The organism is Mucilaginibacter sp. P19 (assembly GCF_050632265.1).
Lineage (GTDB): Bacteria > Bacteroidota > Bacteroidia > Sphingobacteriales > Sphingobacteriaceae > Mucilaginibacter > Mucilaginibacter gossypii.
This window is the reverse complement of record NZ_CP192586.1, coordinates 5,768,313-5,783,358: the sequence shown is the minus strand read 5'-3', so window position 1 is coordinate 5,783,358 and position 15,046 is coordinate 5,768,313. Positions and strand designations below refer to the sequence as shown.

The window sequence follows — 15,046 nt, the reverse complement described above, 5'->3', positions numbered from 1 at the left end:
AAAGGATAGCAGCTTCTGCCTGGATCTTTTAGGAAATTGGTAATGAGGGATCGCGGCCTGCTTTTAATGTAAATATCGTAATCTCCGGCAATATTCCAACCCTGCCGGTTAAACCAACAAAACCAAAACCTACATTTACATATAATTGTTGTTTGTTTTCCTGGTAATGACCAGCCCATTCATTATAAACATATTTTATAGGGCTATATTGAAAATGCGGGGTACGTACGCCAAATTGCATGCCATGGGTATGCCCGGCAAACATAGCATCAATTTGTGGGTATTTAGGTAATACCTCGGCCCGCCAATGCGATGGATCATGCGAGAGCAGGAGCTTTACCGGCAGGTCATCGGTGTTTTTTACGGCCAGGTCCATGCGCCCGTATTTGGGGAAGCGGCTGTATTCGCTCCAGTTTTCAATACCTAAGATCCCTATTTCTTCTCCGTTGATTTTTAGACGACGATTTTCGTTCCTGAGCAGGTTCCAGCCCATGTTTTTATGGGTGGTTATCAGGTCATCATGATTTTTCTTTTTATCTGCCGGGGAGTTCCAGTCGCCATAGTCACCATAATCATGGTTACCCAGGGTTGAAAAAACACCAAGGGGGCTTTTACTTTAGTGAAAATGTCCTGGTAGCTGGTCATTTCCGATGCTTCATCGTTAACCAGATCGCCGGTAAAAAATATCAGGTCAGGTTTTTCTTTCAGAAGCATTTCAACACCCCCGCGCACCGCTTTTTTATTATAAAAGCTGCCTGAATGAATATCCGAGATCTGCCCGATCCTTAAGCCATCAAAGGCCTTTGGCAGATTAGGCAGATACATAGTTTGATACAGTACATGATAATCATATGAACCTTTGGGCATGGCCTTTTTTATAGCGGCCAGGGGAACGGTTGCGGCAAGCAAGCCTGCTTTTAAAAGAAACTCGGAACGGGGAATGGCATCATTAATATTAGTAGCAGCGGCAGGCGCAGTTGGGAGAGTAATTGAGGTATCAGTTTTTTCCTTTTCAACGCAATTTTTCGCCTGATATCATCGGCAAAAATGAATGGTATAAAGGTAAATTTACAGATGAGCAGGATAAATGTTACCAGCAAACAGGCTGCGCGTACACCCGTACCTGCTATGGTAATATAACCGGCAGTTAAAAGCGCGGCCACACACAAGGCCGAAAAGCCCCAATAAAAAATGGCGAATGCTTTTGATTGAAGCAATCGCCATTTTTTGAACGCGCCACGGATGCCATATAAAACATACCGGTCGGCCAGCAGCTCAATTATGATCCAGAACAATATGCTTAGCGCTTTAAAAATCATATAGCGCCATATATTTTAGTATCGGTCGTCGTCAATATCAAGGTCATCGTCATCGGGCTGCAAGTTAAATAAACTGTTAAACATATCCGAAAACGCGAAGCCATTATCCAGGAAACCTTTGTTCAATTGTGAAAATTCCGACAGGCCGTGAAGTACAAATTCCATCAGCAGCAATTGCTGGCTCTCGCCCAAACGCGGGTGGATCTTTTTTACAAGGTCTTTCAATCCGGCAACCTCTTCCAATGCTTTTTTGTATTCCTGCATGGGCATATCATCAACCAAAGCTACATTGTTGCCATCGCCAAACCAGTTAATGATAGCTGCATATGGGTTAGGGGCTTTGGCTTTCTTAGCCTTTTCCGGGTCAGGGAAAAACGATAGCAGTAAGCTTCTGATGGCTTTGCCTATCAGGATATTGGCCACTTTGCCTGGTCCCTCCAGTTCACCCTCATAAACCAGCTCAATTTTACCGGTGATGGCAGGGATCACACCTAAAAAGTCGGTAATACGTACAAAGGTAGTTTTTTCGTGGTTGATGATCATCCGGCGTTCGGCATTACTGATCAGGTTTTCATAGGCCGAAATGGTTAAACGCGCCGATACACCCGATTTTTTGTCGATATACTCAGAGTTACGGGCTTCAAAAGCAATCTGTTCCACCAGGTTTTTAACCAAACCATCAGCCTCAATAGCGATACGCTGATCATCGGTGAGGGACGCTTCCTGTTGCGTGATCTTGCGTGAAATCTCAACCGAACGCGGGTAATGTGTTAAAATCTGGCTCTCAATGCGGTCTTTAAGCGGTGTTACTATCGAACCACGGTTGGTATAATCTTCAGGGTTGGCGGTAAACACAAACTGGATATCCAGTGGCAAGCGTAATTTAAAACCACGGATCTGGATATCTTTTTCCTGCAGTATGTTGAACAGCGATACCTGGATCCGGGCCTGCAGGTCGGGCAGCTCATTGATCACGAAAATGCCGCGGTGTGCACGTGGGATCAAGCCGAAGTGGATTACACGCTCGTCCGAATAGGTTAATTTTAAGGTGGCAGCTTTGATTGGATCAACATCACCAATTAAATCGGCTACGGTAACGTCAGGGGTGGCCAACTTTTCGGTATAACGCTCAGAGCGGTGGATCCAGCCGATGGGGGTATCATCTCCTTTTTCGGTTATGATGCTATGACCAAACCACGATATGGGGTTGTAAGGGTCATCAAATAATTCTGACCCTTCAATATATGGTATATACTCATCAAGCAGGTTAACCAACAACCGGGCAATACGGGTTTTTGCCTGGCCGCGTAAGCCTAACAGTAAAATATTGTGACGTGACAGGATAGCAGTTTGCAGATCGGGGATAACAGTATCTTCAAATCCGATGATGCCCTCAAAGCCGCCTTCGCGCTTTTTAAGCTGTTCAATAAGGTTAGCACGTAATTCGTCTTTAACCGAACGGCTTTTGTAGCCTGTTTGCTTTAACTGGCCGAGGGTTTTTATATCTAATAATTTACTCATTCGTTTGTTATGATTTCACCGATGAAGATTGATTTCACCGATTTTTTGTTTTGGGGATTCCACAGATTATTTGTGATTTCACCGATTTAACTAACCTCTAATCTCCAACCACTAATCTCTACCTAACAGTCCTTCTTCTGTTTCTGATATAATCCTCAAAAATGTACTCACCAAGACCGTTCAGGGAACTGTAAAAGGCTTTGCCTCCGTTTGTTTCTGTGAATTTACGAACAAACTGCTGCAAATAAGGGTCTTTAGCTATCATAAATGTGGTAATAGGTATTTTTAAGCGCTTACATTGGGCAGCCATGTTAAGGGTTTTGTTAACCACTTTCCTGTCCAAACCAATGCTGTTTTTATAATACCTGGTGCCTTCCTTTAAGCAGGTTGGCTTACCATCCGTAATCATGAAAATCTGCTTATTGTGCGTTTTACGGCGTCGGAGCAGATCGGTAGCCAGTTCTAAACCTGCATAGGTATTGGTATGATATGGGCCAACCTGCAAGTAAGGTAAATCCTGCAAGGTTATTGGCCATGCATCGTTCCCAAAAACAACAATATCCAACGTGTCCTTAGGATATTTGGTGCGGATCAGTTCGGCAAGGGCCATAGCTACTTTTTTGGCCGGAGTGATCCTGTCTTCGCCATAAAGGATCATGGAGTGCGAAATATCGATCATGAGCACAGTTGAAGTAAGGGTTTTGTAGTCCATTTCCTCTACTTCAAGATCGCGTTCGGTCATCATGAAATCGCCTATACCGTGATTAACCTGGGCGTTGTGGATAGACTGGGTCATGTCTATCTGATCAAGGCTGTCGCCAAACTCAAACTCGCGGCGTTCGGCATTTTTTTCATCGCCCTGGCCTGATTGCGGCGAGCGGTGGTTGCCTTTGCCTGATTTTTTTAGCTTGCCGAAGATCTCTTCCAGAGCAGATTGCCTGATGCTTTGCTCAGTTTTTGCCGTAATTCGGAACTCGCCATTCTCATTATTTTCGTCGAGATAACCCTTTTGCTTTAGTTCATCGATGAAATCGCCCATGCCATAATCATCGTTGGTAAGGTTATATTGTTTATCGAGTTCGTTAAGCCAGGCTAAAGCTTCGCCTGCATCGCCCGATGTATAGTTGAGCAACTCGAGGAATAATTTTAACAATTCGTCAAATCCGCCTTTAGGGATTTGGTTGGGCTTAAATTTGGAAAATCCAAAACCGCGCATATTTTGTCCTTTCTGTACATAAAGGAACGGAATATTTTTAGGAAAAGTTTCGCTGCGGAAGTGATAAAATAAATTGTTAGTTAAGTATGACAATTAGATTTTTGATTTCGGAATTGGGATTTCGGATTAAAAAGTCATTTTCTATCTCCAAAAATAAATCCAAAATCGAACATTCGAAATCCGAATTCCTAAATGTAAGCCAAACTATTCAGGAGCTCAGGCGGGTATACCGGGTTAGCGCCTCGCTGGCTGGCTACGTATGAGCCAACGGAGCACGCTTTATCTACCACCTGCTGCATGGGTTTTCCCGAAAGGAGGCCGGATACAAATGTTGCCAGGAAGGCATCGCCGGCGCCTACCGTGTCGGCAACTTTTACAGGGCAGCCGGGACTATCATAAAATTCATGGTCGTGCCATACCAGTGCACCATGCTCACCGCGGGTTACGCAAATGGTTTGGCTATGATATTTGGAACGGAACTCGCCAATTTGATCGTGCAGGGAAGCACTACTTCCACCGATGAGCAGGTTGGCTTCTTCCTCGTTCATTTTTACTACGTCGGCCCGGGCTACCAATGTTTCAATAGTTGACAGGGTGTAATGCGGCGGGCGAAGATTTACATCAAATATTTTTAGCGCCGGGGTTTCATCAAGCAGGTTTAATAAGGTTTCGCGGGTAGTAGCGGTACGGCAAGCCAAACTGCCAAACACAATGGCCCTGGCTGCCTGGGCTGCTTTAGTGAGTGCAGCCGATGGTTGTATGTTATCCCATGAAACGGGTTGGGGAATAATATAAGTAGCGGTGTTGGTTTCATCAAGCTGTACGGTAACTTCACAGGTTGGAAATTCATCGTCCTGCTGAATCAGGTCCGAATACAGGTCATTGCTTTTTAAAAAGCCTATCAGTGCATCGCCCGAGTTATCCATACCCACAGAGCTCGCAAACGCTGTTTTTACACCTTGCTGTACCAGATGCCGGGCTACGTTCATGGGTGCGCCACCAGCCTTTTTTCCGTCGCCAAAAGCATCCCATAAAACTTCGCCGAAGCTTAATACCTGATTTTCCATAGTTAATTTGTTTTTTTGCTGCCGATGAAAACCAAATATACTGTATTAAGTTGGATTTTATTTTTCGTTTGAACCATGATTTTAGTCATTTTTAGGATTAAAGGATTTACTTTGCCGATATAACAACAGGTAATCGATTAATCAGACAAATCGTGAATCAGAAAATTGTATACCTTTATTATATGAAAATAATATTGCTGGGTTTTGTGTTTATGCTTGCTGCCACATGCTGCTTTGCGCAGAACAGGCAAGCTATTTTGAAAGTAATGCACACACAGGAGGAGGCCTGGAACCGGGGCGATATTGAAGCGTTTATGCAAACTTACTGGAAATCAGACTCGTTGGTTTTTGTAGGAAAAACGGCACCCGCTTACGGCTGGCAAACAACACTTGATCATTACAAACAAACCTATCCCGATAAGGCTGCCATGGGGCAGCTTAGCTTTAAGATCATACAGCTAAAGGTATTGGATGCAACCAATGCTTTTGTTTTGGGAGGATGGAAACTAACCCGTGAAAAAGATACACCAGGCGGCTATTTTACGCTATGGTTTAGGAAAATTAAGGGTGAGTGGAAGATAGTTTGTGACCACACCTCGTAAAAGAGATCAGGGTTGGAGATAAAAGGTTAAGTGGATAAATACGGGGATTTGGAAGCGTGGGAATTAGCGATTCCTCTCTTAAGAGCGGAATTTATAAAGATACCGGATCGCAAAAATACTACTGCATGAAAAGAGGTTTAGTAATTGGGAAGTTTTTGCCGCTCCATATTGGGCATATGGCTTTGATTGGTTACGCGCTTCACCATTGTGATGAGCTTGTAGTGGTTATTGGTGCCAGCGATGATGAGCCCATTGATGGAAATATCAGGCTTGACTGGCTCGAAAAAACTTACGCAGGTAATGACAAGGTTAAGCCTGTATTATTAAGCTACGATGAAGCTATGCTGCCGGGTGCGGGCGACTCGATAGAAAATATGTCGAGACTTTGGGCCAGCTATCTTAAAAAGAAGCTGCCGCCTATTAATGTGATATTTGCTTCCGAGGCCTATGGCGCTTATATGGGGCGGTTCCTGGATTGTGAAAGCGTTATTTATGAAGAACCCTGTAAAATTGTACCGGTACCAGCGGCAAACATCAGGGAAGAGCCTGACTTATACCTGCATCTTTTGCCTGATGCGGTTAAGGATTACTATAAAAAATCAGGCTGAATAATTCTGGTGGCAATATTTTACAGGCGTTATTCCCGATCAATCCTTAGCAAACCAGTTCCGCTTAAAATCGGAGGGATTCTTTCCAACTATCTTATTAAAGAGTTTATTAAAATATGATAAGCTTTCAAATCCCACAGCGTAACAGGTTTCAGTAACGTTTTTATCCTGCATGAGCAGGTTTTTGGCTACATCAACACGGTATTGGTTCACGAAATCGGTGAAAGTCATTTTAGTTTGTTTTTTAAAATAGCGGCAAAAAGCCGCTGTAGTAAAGTTCACTTTAGCCGCCACTACATTTACATCGGGTTTAAGATTGTAATTACTGCCGATATATTCATAAATAGCCCCCATCCTGATCTTATCTTTTAAAAAAACTGCAGGTTCGGCTCGTCGTTGTTTAAAATCGTAAATTCTTTTGAACTAGCCAGTATGTTAAAGATCTCCATTAATCCCATTAATTGCTGAAAAGAATCCATCCCCGGTAAAAGTTTCAGTTTTCGCACTACCGTAGTCCTGGTATCTCCATAAAAAGCAATACCGTTGGCGGCCTTTTTAAAAAGCTGCCCGATGGTCGAAAATTCGGGAGCGGTGCCTATTGCCGTTCCCATGAAATCTTCTTTTAGCTGCACCACTATCTGATGGTATTCGCTCCGCAGCCGGTAATCAAAGTTAAGGTGGGGAAGGTTACTGCCAATAAGCACCAGGTCATGCTGGGTGTAACCGGAAATATGTGAACCGACGTGCCTGATCCCAGCATCGGCCTCAACATAAACCAATTCGTATTCGGGGTGATAATGCCACAGAAAAGTGTTGCGAAGCCGGGGCGAAAAGAGTTTGAACGATTTGCCAGGTTCAAAATTAATCTTCTCTAACTGTATCTTATCCATGCTATATTGAGCATAAGGTTTTAGTAAAGATAAATAAAATGATCAATGTAGAGCAAATTTTGGTCATTGTACAGGATAATCCATCTGTCATGCCAACCTAAATTTGAGTTATAAATCAAAAAGAAAATGAAGACCGAAAACGCAGCCATGACCGTGGCAACCACGCCGGCTAATGCACATAAAGAGATCCCCGGTAATCCGTCAACCGCTAAATCAAGCCAGATCCGCCTGAATGAACGTAAAAACAATGAACCGCTGAAAGTGCTTAGCGAGGCCGATTGGCAATTTTGGATAGAGAACGGTTACGTGATCATCAAAAATGCAGTGCCTAAAGTGCAAGTTGAAAAATTAGCTAATTATCTGTGGCAATATGAAGATAAGGATGCTAATGATATCAGCACCTGGTATAAAAAGCCCAACGCGCAAATGCAAATGAGCGAGCTGAATAATACGGGTATGGTTGAAATTTATAATCAGCAGTTTATGTGGGATAACCGGCAACATCCTAAAGTACATGCCGCTTTTTCAGATATCTGGGGCACCGAAAAGCTATGGGTAACTATTGACCGGGCCAATCTGAATTTTCCGCTAAGGCCGGGCTTTGAATATAAAGGTTTTATTCACTGGGATTATGACCCGGAAACCAAACCTCAAAATGTGCAGGGCGTACTGGCCCTTGCCGATCAGACTGATGAAAACATGGGTGGTTTTCAATGTATCCCGGAACTATACCGTACATACGATACCTGGAAATTAACCCAACCCGAAGATAGGGATCATTATAAACCTGATACCACCGGTTTTGAGACTGTGAAAGTGAAACTGGAAGCAGGTGATCTGCTGATATTTAACAGTTTGCAGCCGCATGGCATAAGACCTAATACCAGTGCAGATAAAGTGCGTATAGCGCAGTATATATCCATGATGCCCGCCCAGGAAGACAATGAAGAGCTAAGACAATGGCGCATTAACAGTTGGCAAAGCCGCGAAGCCATGCAGGGCTACGCTTTTCCGGGCGATCCGCTGGAACGGGAAAAGCAAAATCCGGTAGCTGAGCTTAGCGATCTGGGTAAAAAACTTTTGGGCTTGGAGCGTTGGTAGATTGTATCTCATATACACGTTTTCGGGAGCATTTGATAAACAAGCTGGTTGTGAAGACACGGTCGTGGGTATAAAACAAAATAGCGATGGACAAATCCATCGCTACTCAATATCATGCCTTAAGACTAAAAACGTAAGACTTTCGACTTTAAAAAGGTTTCCCTGCGGCAAGCTCTCTATTAGCCCATTTAACGGCCAGTCCTTCGCGGTATTTAGCATATTTGCCTTTGAACATCATTTTTAGAGCGCTATCAACACCACCTTTAACGGCCAGGTTGTATAGGCTTGCCGCTTTACGGCTTATGCTGGCATCCCATGCGCGAAGGCTGAGTGAGTATGAACCATCCACATATTTCATCCAGTGCCAGTAGCCGGTTGGCATAAACAGGGTATCGCCATGTTCAAGGAAAACTTCAATACCTTCTACACCGTCAAGCGCCGGGAATTTTTTGACATCAGGATTTAGTACATCATAATCCTCCAGTGCATACGTGGCATTGGGGATACAGTACAGGCGGCGCTTCCACTTGTTTTCAAATAGGATCACATGCTTACGCCCTCCAAAATGGGTATGGAAAATATGCGGAAGGTCAATATCGTAATGTAAAAAAGTAACCGAGTTTGAACCGCCGAAAAACATGGCGGGCATGCTTTCCAAAAAGCCCCCCATCAGGTCCTTAGGTAATATGATATCATCCAAAAGTTGTGGCGCTTGCTTAAATATGTTAAAGAAAAAATCCTTAACTCGGTTGGTTTACTGCGGATAAGGTCGATATATTCATCAAAGGGCATTTCAGTTGCCGACGAGATTGATGGGTTTTGAAGGATCGGCCTTTGAATTATCGTACAATGGCACTACTTTATTGCCAACAACCTGCTTTAAATATTCGGGTGTCCATTTTTCGCGGGCAGGCCAGCTTTTGGTAAGCCCTTTGATAACCAGCGGGCGACGAGGGTCTAAATAATTCTTCTTGAAGTCTTCGGGAGAAATATTTTCAACCGTATCGATCGGGTTAAGAATGAAGCACATAATAGTTTATTACTTTAGGGGGATTACGCTTATTTTAAAATAAAGTTACAATATTGTTTCTTACTCGTTTAAAAGCATTCAAAATAACGAAATAAACCCCAAAGTAGTATAAATATATCTTAATATTATGGCCTGCCTGATACAAGGGCATTGTTAGCGCGTTTGATAGCCAGGCTCTCCTTCCAGTCCATATAATCCTTTTTAAAGCGAGCTTTCATCAGGTTGTCAAACTTGCGCTGCACTGTTAAGTTATACAAGCTTTTGGCTTTAATGGCCCATGATTTATCCCAGGCGCGTAACGATATCGAAAATGAACCGGTGAGGTATTTCATCCAGTGCCAGTACCCGGTTGGCATAAACAGGGTATCGCCGTGCTCTAAAATGGCCTCTTGTCCTTCAATGCCGTCAAGTGCCGGAAATTTGGTGAAATCGGGGTTTTCAATATCATAATCTTCCAAAGCATAGGTAGCAAAGGGGATGCAGTACAGACGGTCGGTCCATTTCTGATCAAACAGCATTACATGTTTGCGGCCATTAAAATGTGTATGGAAAATGTGCGCAAGATCGATGTCGTAATGTAAAAATGTTACAGAACCGGCGCCGCCGAAAAACATATTGGGGTATTTATCCAGGAAACCACCCATTAAATCAGATGGCGAACGATAATCTTCCAGCAGTTTTGGGGCATGTTTAATTGGGTCGAAGAGGAAAATTCTTAAATCAGTGGGTTGTTTTTGAATGAGATCGATATAATCGCCAAACTTCATTTCAGTTGCAGATGCATTGATAGCTTTGGAAGGATCGGCCTTTGAGCTGTTATAAAGCGGAACGGTTTTATCTCCAACTACCTCTTTCAAGTATTCAAAAGTCCATTTTTGCAGTGCGGGCCAGCTTTCAGTGGCTTTGCGGATAATAAGCGGTTTACGCGGATTTAAGTAATTGTTAACAAAATCCTCCTTGCTTATATTGTCTACACTATCAATAGGTGTAAGCGTTATACTCATTTTCACAAATTAATTAACGAGCAAAATTAATTCTTTGTAAATAATATGTAAACGATTTGTGCCGATTTTGAAATTGTGTTGACAGTTGCAGTATAAAGTTGCAGTGGCAATACGTAACTGCAGTGGCAGTAGGAAGTTGCCGGTGCAGTTTCATGGAGTGTAATAAAAAGAGTATATTTTGCCTATCTTTCTCTAATCAGTGTACCGCTTGTACAACTGCCGCTGCCAACTGCTTCTGCCATTACAAACTGCAACTAACTTAATTAGGTTTCAAAACTGAATTAACTACCTGGATAACGCCGTTGCTTTGTGCAACATCGGCTATGGTGATGAATGATTTGCCCCCTTTTTCGTCAACAAGGTAAAGTTTTGCACCCTGCGACATCACAGTAAGCGTGCCGCCGCTCAGTGTGTTAAGCTCCAGTTTACCTTTGCCCTCTTTTACTTTGGTTAACAGCTCGGCCGAGGTTAATTTGCCGGGCACCACATGATAAGTAAGCAGTTTAATAAGATTGGCCTTGCTTGCGGGTTTCATCAGGTTGTCAACCGTGCCTGCAGGAAGCTGGGCAAAAGCTTCATTAGTAGGTGCAAAAACAGTATACGGCCCGGCCGCTGATAGGGTAGGCGCCAAACCAGCAGATTTAATGGCGTTTACCAGCGTGGTATGGTCTTTTGAGCCGGATGCGTTTTGTACGATATTTTTAGCGGGCGACATGACGGTACCGCCTACAGTTTTTTGGGCGAAAGCTTTTGGGGCTATGGTAATAGCTATAAACGATAGGGCGATAATGAGTACTTTTTTCATAATTGCAGGCATATAAAACATTGCGATTTGATAAATATAAACAGTTTTTAAAACCATTTTGCTTTGTAACAAAGTACTGACTGTAAAAAACCTCAAAGGTTTAGAAAAATAATCCGACTGCAATATGATCGGCATACAGTTTACCTGTTGCGCTAAGATAAATAACATTATCTTTTTGTATGATCCATTCCCTATCGAAATATTCGGCGGCAGCTTTGAGTAATTCGGCTGATGCGCCTTTGGCTATCTGGTTGAGCTTAACCAGTTCAAGGCCCCAGATTGTGCGTAATGAGGTCATGATATATTCGTTCAGGCGGTTCTCTTCGGTTAGCTCCTCGGTTTCGGCCTGTAGTTTTCCGGTTTCAAGCGCCTGCATATATTTCGCGTTGTTAGCGATGTTCCACTGCCGTGTATCGCCGTTATAAGAATGCGCCGAGGGGCCAATTCCTAAATATTTTACCCCTTTCCAGTAATTTGAATTATGACGGGAGTATTGACCGGGCTTGCAAAAGTTGGAGATTTCGTAATGTTCAAACCCATGTGCCTGCATGGCATCCATCAGCACTATAAATTGCTCTGCGCTTTGTTGCTCATTCATGGGGGGCTGTTTTTTTGCTGATAAAGGCTGCAAGTGCAGTTTGAGGTTCAACCGTCATCGAATAAGTAGACACATGCGGAACATTAAGCTCAAATACCTTATCAAGGTTTTGCTTCCATTTGGTATCGCTAAGCATAGGATAACCGTAAATGAGGTCGACCGTAATATTTTCAAATCCGGCGTCCTGGGCGCGTTTTACTGATGATTCTGCTTCCTGGCCGCGGTGTACACGGTTCATCCAAACCAGGTCCTCGTCAAAAAACGACTGGATCCCTATGCTGAAGCGGTTAACCGGTGTTTGTTTAAGGGCTTTGAGTTTGTCGGGTTTCAGATCATCGGGGTTGGCCTCCAGGGTTATTTCGGCCACGGAAGATACGGTGTGGAGTTCGGTTAGCGTGTTAATGATCCTGCTGATTTCGTCGCCATCCAAAACAGAAGGGGTGCCGCCACCGAAATAAATAGTTTCGATGGTTTCACCGTTGAGGTAACCTTTTTGCAGCTTGATCTCACTGATCAAAGCATGCAGCATTTCATCTTTGTACTTTAACGATGTGCTAAAATGGAAATCGCAATAATGGCAAGCCTGCTTGCAAAAAGGGATATGTATGTAAATGCCTGCCATGCTTTTAAGGGTAAATAATCGAGAGTAAAGTAAAATAAGATAAAGTAGTTATATAGTTCATTTTCAATATTTTATATTAATTTATTCTCTTTTACTTTTTTGCAATTGATCTTATTTTATGTTATTTTTGTTACTGAGATGTTACTTTTCGGCTATTGTGAGTAACAAAAGTAACAAATAAATTATGGTAACGGTCAGATATAAAAAGTTAAGCAGCGGCAAATTTAGTGCTTATCTCGATATTTATTCAAATACCGTAGAGGGCAAAGGTAAGCGCAATTATGAGTTCCTTAAGATTTATGTCGGTAAGGACTATTCTGTTCCGGGCACCCGGATCACTGAGTCAGACAAAGATAATCTTAAGATCATAAATGCACTTCGCAATAAAAGAGAGAACGAATTGAATTTTTCAGACCACGGTTATAAGCAGCCTGTCAAAGTAAATTATAACCTGTTAGACTACTTTGATCAATGTTTGGCCAAGAAATTTAATTATAAATTGGAGTGCCTTATTATTCACCTTAAGAGGTATTTCCCCAAAAGAGAGGTTTTAGTTCAGGACGTAGATGAAGATTTGTTAGACAACTTTCAAAGTTACCTGCTTAACCAGGTCAGTAGAAATACCACTAATGCGTATTTATCCGTTTTTCGGCAACATTTTAATAAGCTGGTAGTTAAAGGCGTGATTACAGCCTCGCCGTTCAGTACATTTAAGATCATTGAAGAAGGCGACACCGAACGCACTACCTTGACCATCGAAGAGGTCAGGACTTTAGCCAATTTTATTCCGAAAAGGGGAAATAGCCAAATTCGGCAGGCGTTTTTATTTTCATGCTTCACCGGTCTACGGTTTTCAGACGTAAAAAAATTAGTTTATAGTGAAATTGAAAATGACCAGATCACTTTCCGGCCAGCTAAAACCACAAAAAAAATTGTTATGGTGCCACTTACCGAGGATGCCAAGTCAATCTTAGAAAATCTCTCAAAGCACCCGATAAATAAAAAAGTTTTCTGGGATTTGCCATCAAGCCAGGTAGTTAATGTCTACCTAAAGTTTTGGGCACTCGAAGCGGGGCTAAAGAAAAATCTGCACTTCCACGCTGCACGACATACATTCGCCACCATCGGACTAACGTTCGGCATGGACATCTACACAGTCAAAGAAATACTTGGACACAGCAAAATTGAAATGACACAGATTTATGCCAAAATAGTCGATCAGAAGAAAAAGTTTGAAATGTTAAAATTTCCACCCCTCATACAAACAGATAATATTATAAACTATATTCTGTCAATAGGTTACCAAAAAAAACAACATCCCAATTTTCCCGATTCTTTTAAATTTGTAAAGTCAATTTCTGATGTATTAATAGCTGTAGTTGAGCTGTTCAATGATGGGAGTTTGCAGTTAATTGGACTGCCTATTGATGTTGAAGATAATGAAGTAACATACTGGAATGAAAGTAAGTCCGTTTTTGATACTGATGTAATTAACCCAACTTTGGATGAATTTAAGATCATAGAAAATACGTTTACTAAAAACAGATAATTCAAATTTGCTTAGTTAGATTTCCGGCTTTAAAAACCGAGATGATAAACGTTTATGCTAAAGTTTTTGATCAAAATAAATAAGTAGAAATGTCAAAGTTTCCGAGTTTGTCAGATGAAAAGGATATTCATTGAAATTATAACTGTCATTATATTTTGCATATTTTACAGTTTATTGCCAACGTTTCGCACGACAATAATAATCTGTAGTATTTTACTTGCGCTATGGATTGTGCCTGTACAATTGATTTTATCTGTTAGTTACAGAAATTGGCTCGATGAACTGGGTGACCGTTATGGAGGTCTTAGTTTTGAAGATAGGCTGGCGCAAATAAGAAATAGCTTTAAAGGCTTGACCAAGGCTGAATGCCAAAAGCTGCGATGGTTCTATATACAGGCCCTGGTGTTTCACTATATTCTATTAGTAGTATATTCTTTATCAATAATAGTCTGTATCTCTTATTTACTGTACTATGGAAATAATAAATCCAGTCCAATAATGGTTACGGAATCAGTTTTAGCAGCGCTGGTTGTTGCCATAGGAGGATATTTTTTCGGGAGTAATATGTTTTCTTTGAAACGAAAAAAGGTACGTGACGAGATTTATTTTCTTCTGATCAGCAAAGACTGGAAAAGGAAATTAAAAATGCCAGATCAATCCGAATTTACGAGTTCATTTGATGAAATTAATGGTATTTCTTTTTACAGTTTCTGGCTACAGGGTAGGACTTTAGAAGAAAGGAAGGAAGCCTTTAATCAGTTCCTGATCAGCCTGAACCTAGGCAGTAAAAATGGTGAACTTTTCCAATTTGATAGCGGAAAAGTTAAGATCGTTTCAGCAGTATATGCCAATGCGGCTAATAAGTCCATCGCAGGTTTTCTTCGGTTCTGTATTGAAGAACACAAGGTGCTTTCCTCAAATATTTTGCATCATAAAAATCGTGAACTTCTACGTGATATTTTTATACTTAATCCCGAAAATGATTTAGTGTTTCTGGAAGGTCAGCGCTATATTACCACCTCGGCAGAATACACAGATGTGTATAAACAAGCGCTCAAAAATTAGGTTAAAATACGAACCTTGATAATACTTAAAGACTTAATATAAATACGGT

General features: G+C 41.9%; 17 protein-coding genes and 1 pseudogene. 5 read left to right on the top strand and 13 right to left on the bottom strand.

Annotation, left to right across the window (positions count from 1 at the left end; all coding sequences use genetic code 11):
* Window positions 1–28: 28 nt before the first annotated feature.
* From ACQ86K_RS28375 to ACQ86K_RS28350, 6 genes are all read right to left on the bottom strand, one after another.
* A complete protein-coding gene (locus ACQ86K_RS28375; RefSeq protein ID WP_431200953.1) occupies window positions 29–586 on the bottom strand; it encodes a metallophosphoesterase in 558 nt (185 codons plus the stop codon).
* Window positions 511–909 carry a metallophosphoesterase gene (locus ACQ86K_RS28370; protein WP_431199183.1) on the bottom strand — a complete coding sequence of 133 codons (399 nt, stop codon included), beginning with the start codon at window positions 907–909 and terminating at the stop codon, window positions 511–513. The genes ACQ86K_RS28375 and ACQ86K_RS28370 overlap by 76 nt, the downstream gene beginning before the upstream one ends.
* A gap of 8 nt (window positions 910–917) precedes the next feature.
* Complete coding sequence (locus ACQ86K_RS28365) at window positions 918–1,295, bottom strand: hypothetical protein (protein WP_431199182.1); 378 nt, start codon at window positions 1,293–1,295, stop codon at window positions 918–920.
* Window positions 1,296–1,334: 39 nt separating this feature from the next.
* Complete coding sequence (locus ACQ86K_RS28360; RefSeq protein ID WP_091171696.1) at window positions 1,335–2,840, bottom strand: sigma 54-interacting transcriptional regulator; 1,506 nt, start codon at window positions 2,838–2,840, stop codon at window positions 1,335–1,337.
* A 118-nt stretch (window positions 2,841–2,958) separates the two neighbouring features.
* Window positions 2,959–4,056 (bottom strand): vWA domain-containing protein, encoded by a 1,098-nt coding sequence (locus ACQ86K_RS28355; RefSeq protein ID WP_090531322.1) that lies wholly within the window; start codon window positions 4,054–4,056, stop codon window positions 2,959–2,961.
* 188 nt (window positions 4,057–4,244) lie between these two features.
* Window positions 4,245–5,123, bottom strand: coding sequence for a carbohydrate kinase family protein (locus ACQ86K_RS28350; protein WP_091171699.1), 879 nt, complete (start codon window positions 5,121–5,123; stop codon window positions 4,245–4,247).
* 182 nt (window positions 5,124–5,305) lie between these two features.
* Between ACQ86K_RS28350 and ACQ86K_RS28345 the strand changes: the two genes are divergently transcribed.
* Together ACQ86K_RS28345 and ACQ86K_RS28340 are read left to right on the top strand one after the other, a co-directional pair.
* Window positions 5,306–5,725, top strand: a complete 420-nt coding sequence (locus ACQ86K_RS28345) for a YybH family protein (RefSeq protein WP_091171701.1) — start codon at window positions 5,306–5,308, stop codon at window positions 5,723–5,725.
* Between the two features lie 125 nt (window positions 5,726–5,850).
* Window positions 5,851–6,333, top strand: coding sequence for an adenylyltransferase/cytidyltransferase family protein (locus ACQ86K_RS28340; RefSeq protein ID WP_091171703.1), 483 nt, complete (start codon window positions 5,851–5,853; stop codon window positions 6,331–6,333).
* A 39-nt stretch (window positions 6,334–6,372) separates the two neighbouring features.
* On the opposite strand, the gene ACQ86K_RS28335 is transcribed toward ACQ86K_RS28340, so the two are convergent.
* Both ACQ86K_RS28335 and ACQ86K_RS28330 read right to left on the bottom strand, forming a co-directional pair.
* A complete protein-coding gene (locus ACQ86K_RS28335) occupies window positions 6,373–6,687 on the bottom strand; it encodes a helix-turn-helix domain-containing protein (RefSeq protein WP_431199181.1) in 315 nt (104 codons plus the stop codon).
* A 14-nt stretch (window positions 6,688–6,701) separates the two neighbouring features.
* Window positions 6,702–7,223, bottom strand: a complete 522-nt coding sequence (locus ACQ86K_RS28330) for a hypothetical protein (RefSeq protein WP_431199180.1) — start codon at window positions 7,221–7,223, stop codon at window positions 6,702–6,704.
* A 126-nt stretch (window positions 7,224–7,349) separates the two neighbouring features.
* On the opposite strand from ACQ86K_RS28330, the gene ACQ86K_RS28325 reads away from it, so the two are divergent.
* The gene (locus ACQ86K_RS28325; protein ID WP_091171707.1) at window positions 7,350–8,324 is read left to right on the top strand and encodes a phytanoyl-CoA dioxygenase family protein; all 975 of its coding nucleotides are present in this window, start codon (window positions 7,350–7,352) and stop codon (window positions 8,322–8,324) included.
* Window positions 8,325–8,472: 148 nt separating this feature from the next.
* Here ACQ86K_RS28325 and ACQ86K_RS28320 read toward each other — a convergent pair.
* The 5 genes and pseudogenes from ACQ86K_RS28320 to ACQ86K_RS28300 all read right to left on the bottom strand — a co-directional run bounded on the left by ACQ86K_RS28320 (window position 8,473) and on the right by ACQ86K_RS28300 (window position 12,383).
* Window positions 8,473–9,354 (bottom strand): annotated as a pseudogene (locus tag ACQ86K_RS28320) (cupin-like domain-containing protein).
* A 125-nt stretch (window positions 9,355–9,479) separates the two neighbouring features.
* Window positions 9,480–10,358, bottom strand: a complete 879-nt coding sequence (locus tag ACQ86K_RS28315; protein ID WP_091171709.1) for a cupin-like domain-containing protein — start codon at window positions 10,356–10,358, stop codon at window positions 9,480–9,482.
* A gap of 259 nt (window positions 10,359–10,617) precedes the next feature.
* Window positions 10,618–11,163 carry a fasciclin domain-containing protein gene (locus ACQ86K_RS28310; protein ID WP_091171993.1) on the bottom strand — a complete coding sequence of 182 codons (546 nt, stop codon included), beginning with the start codon at window positions 11,161–11,163 and terminating at the stop codon, window positions 10,618–10,620.
* A gap of 100 nt (window positions 11,164–11,263) precedes the next feature.
* Window positions 11,264–11,761, bottom strand: coding sequence for a hypothetical protein (locus ACQ86K_RS28305; RefSeq protein WP_431199179.1), 498 nt, complete (start codon window positions 11,759–11,761; stop codon window positions 11,264–11,266).
* Window positions 11,754–12,383 (bottom strand): coproporphyrinogen-III oxidase family protein, encoded by a 630-nt coding sequence (locus ACQ86K_RS28300; protein ID WP_431199178.1) that lies wholly within the window; start codon window positions 12,381–12,383, stop codon window positions 11,754–11,756. The genes ACQ86K_RS28305 and ACQ86K_RS28300 overlap by 8 nt, the downstream gene beginning before the upstream one ends.
* Before the next feature lie 184 nt (window positions 12,384–12,567).
* Between ACQ86K_RS28300 and ACQ86K_RS28295 the strand changes: the two genes are divergently transcribed.
* Together ACQ86K_RS28295 and ACQ86K_RS28290 are read left to right on the top strand one after the other, a co-directional pair.
* Entirely contained in the window at window positions 12,568–13,932 is a 1,365-nt protein-coding gene (locus ACQ86K_RS28295; RefSeq protein ID WP_091171713.1) for a site-specific integrase, read from the top strand.
* A 114-nt stretch (window positions 13,933–14,046) separates the two neighbouring features.
* A complete protein-coding gene (locus ACQ86K_RS28290) occupies window positions 14,047–14,997 on the top strand; it encodes a hypothetical protein (RefSeq protein ID WP_431199177.1) in 951 nt (316 codons plus the stop codon).
* Window positions 14,998–15,046: the final 49 nt, after the last annotated feature.

What these genes read in the sequence shown, in the direction of transcription:
- ACQ86K_RS28360 (WP_091171696.1), bottom strand. Translation starts at nt 2,840, where the DNA reads ATGAGTAAATTATTAGATATAAAAACCCTCGGCCAGTTAAAGCAAACA.
- ACQ86K_RS28355 (WP_090531322.1), bottom strand. Translation starts at nt 4,056, where the DNA reads ATGCGCGGTTTTGGATTTTCCAAATTTAAGCCCAACCAAATCCCTAAA.
- ACQ86K_RS28350 (WP_091171699.1), bottom strand. Translation starts at nt 5,123, where the DNA reads ATGGAAAATCAGGTATTAAGCTTCGGCGAAGTTTTATGGGATGCTTTT.
- ACQ86K_RS28345 (WP_091171701.1), top strand. Translation starts at nt 5,306, where the DNA reads ATGAAAATAATATTGCTGGGTTTTGTGTTTATGCTTGCTGCCACATGC.
- ACQ86K_RS28340 (WP_091171703.1), top strand. Translation starts at nt 5,851, where the DNA reads ATGAAAAGAGGTTTAGTAATTGGGAAGTTTTTGCCGCTCCATATTGGG.
- ACQ86K_RS28335 (WP_431199181.1), bottom strand. Translation starts at nt 6,687, where the DNA reads ATGGGGGCTATTTATGAATATATCGGCAGTAATTACAATCTTAAACCC.
- ACQ86K_RS28330 (WP_431199180.1), bottom strand. Translation starts at nt 7,223, where the DNA reads ATGGATAAGATACAGTTAGAGAAGATTAATTTTGAACCTGGCAAATCG.
- ACQ86K_RS28325 (WP_091171707.1), top strand. Translation starts at nt 7,350, where the DNA reads ATGAAGACCGAAAACGCAGCCATGACCGTGGCAACCACGCCGGCTAAT.
- ACQ86K_RS28315 (WP_091171709.1), bottom strand. Translation starts at nt 10,358, where the DNA reads ATGAGTATAACGCTTACACCTATTGATAGTGTAGACAATATAAGCAAG.
- ACQ86K_RS28310 (WP_091171993.1), bottom strand. Translation starts at nt 11,163, where the DNA reads ATGAAAAAAGTACTCATTATCGCCCTATCGTTTATAGCTATTACCATA.
- ACQ86K_RS28305 (WP_431199179.1), bottom strand. Translation starts at nt 11,761, where the DNA reads ATGAATGAGCAACAAAGCGCAGAGCAATTTATAGTGCTGATGGATGCC.
- ACQ86K_RS28300 (WP_431199178.1), bottom strand. Translation starts at nt 12,383, where the DNA reads ATGGCAGGCATTTACATACATATCCCTTTTTGCAAGCAGGCTTGCCAT.
- ACQ86K_RS28295 (WP_091171713.1), top strand. Translation starts at nt 12,568, where the DNA reads ATGGTAACGGTCAGATATAAAAAGTTAAGCAGCGGCAAATTTAGTGCT.
- ACQ86K_RS28290 (WP_431199177.1), top strand. Translation starts at nt 14,047, where the DNA reads ATGAAAAGGATATTCATTGAAATTATAACTGTCATTATATTTTGCATA.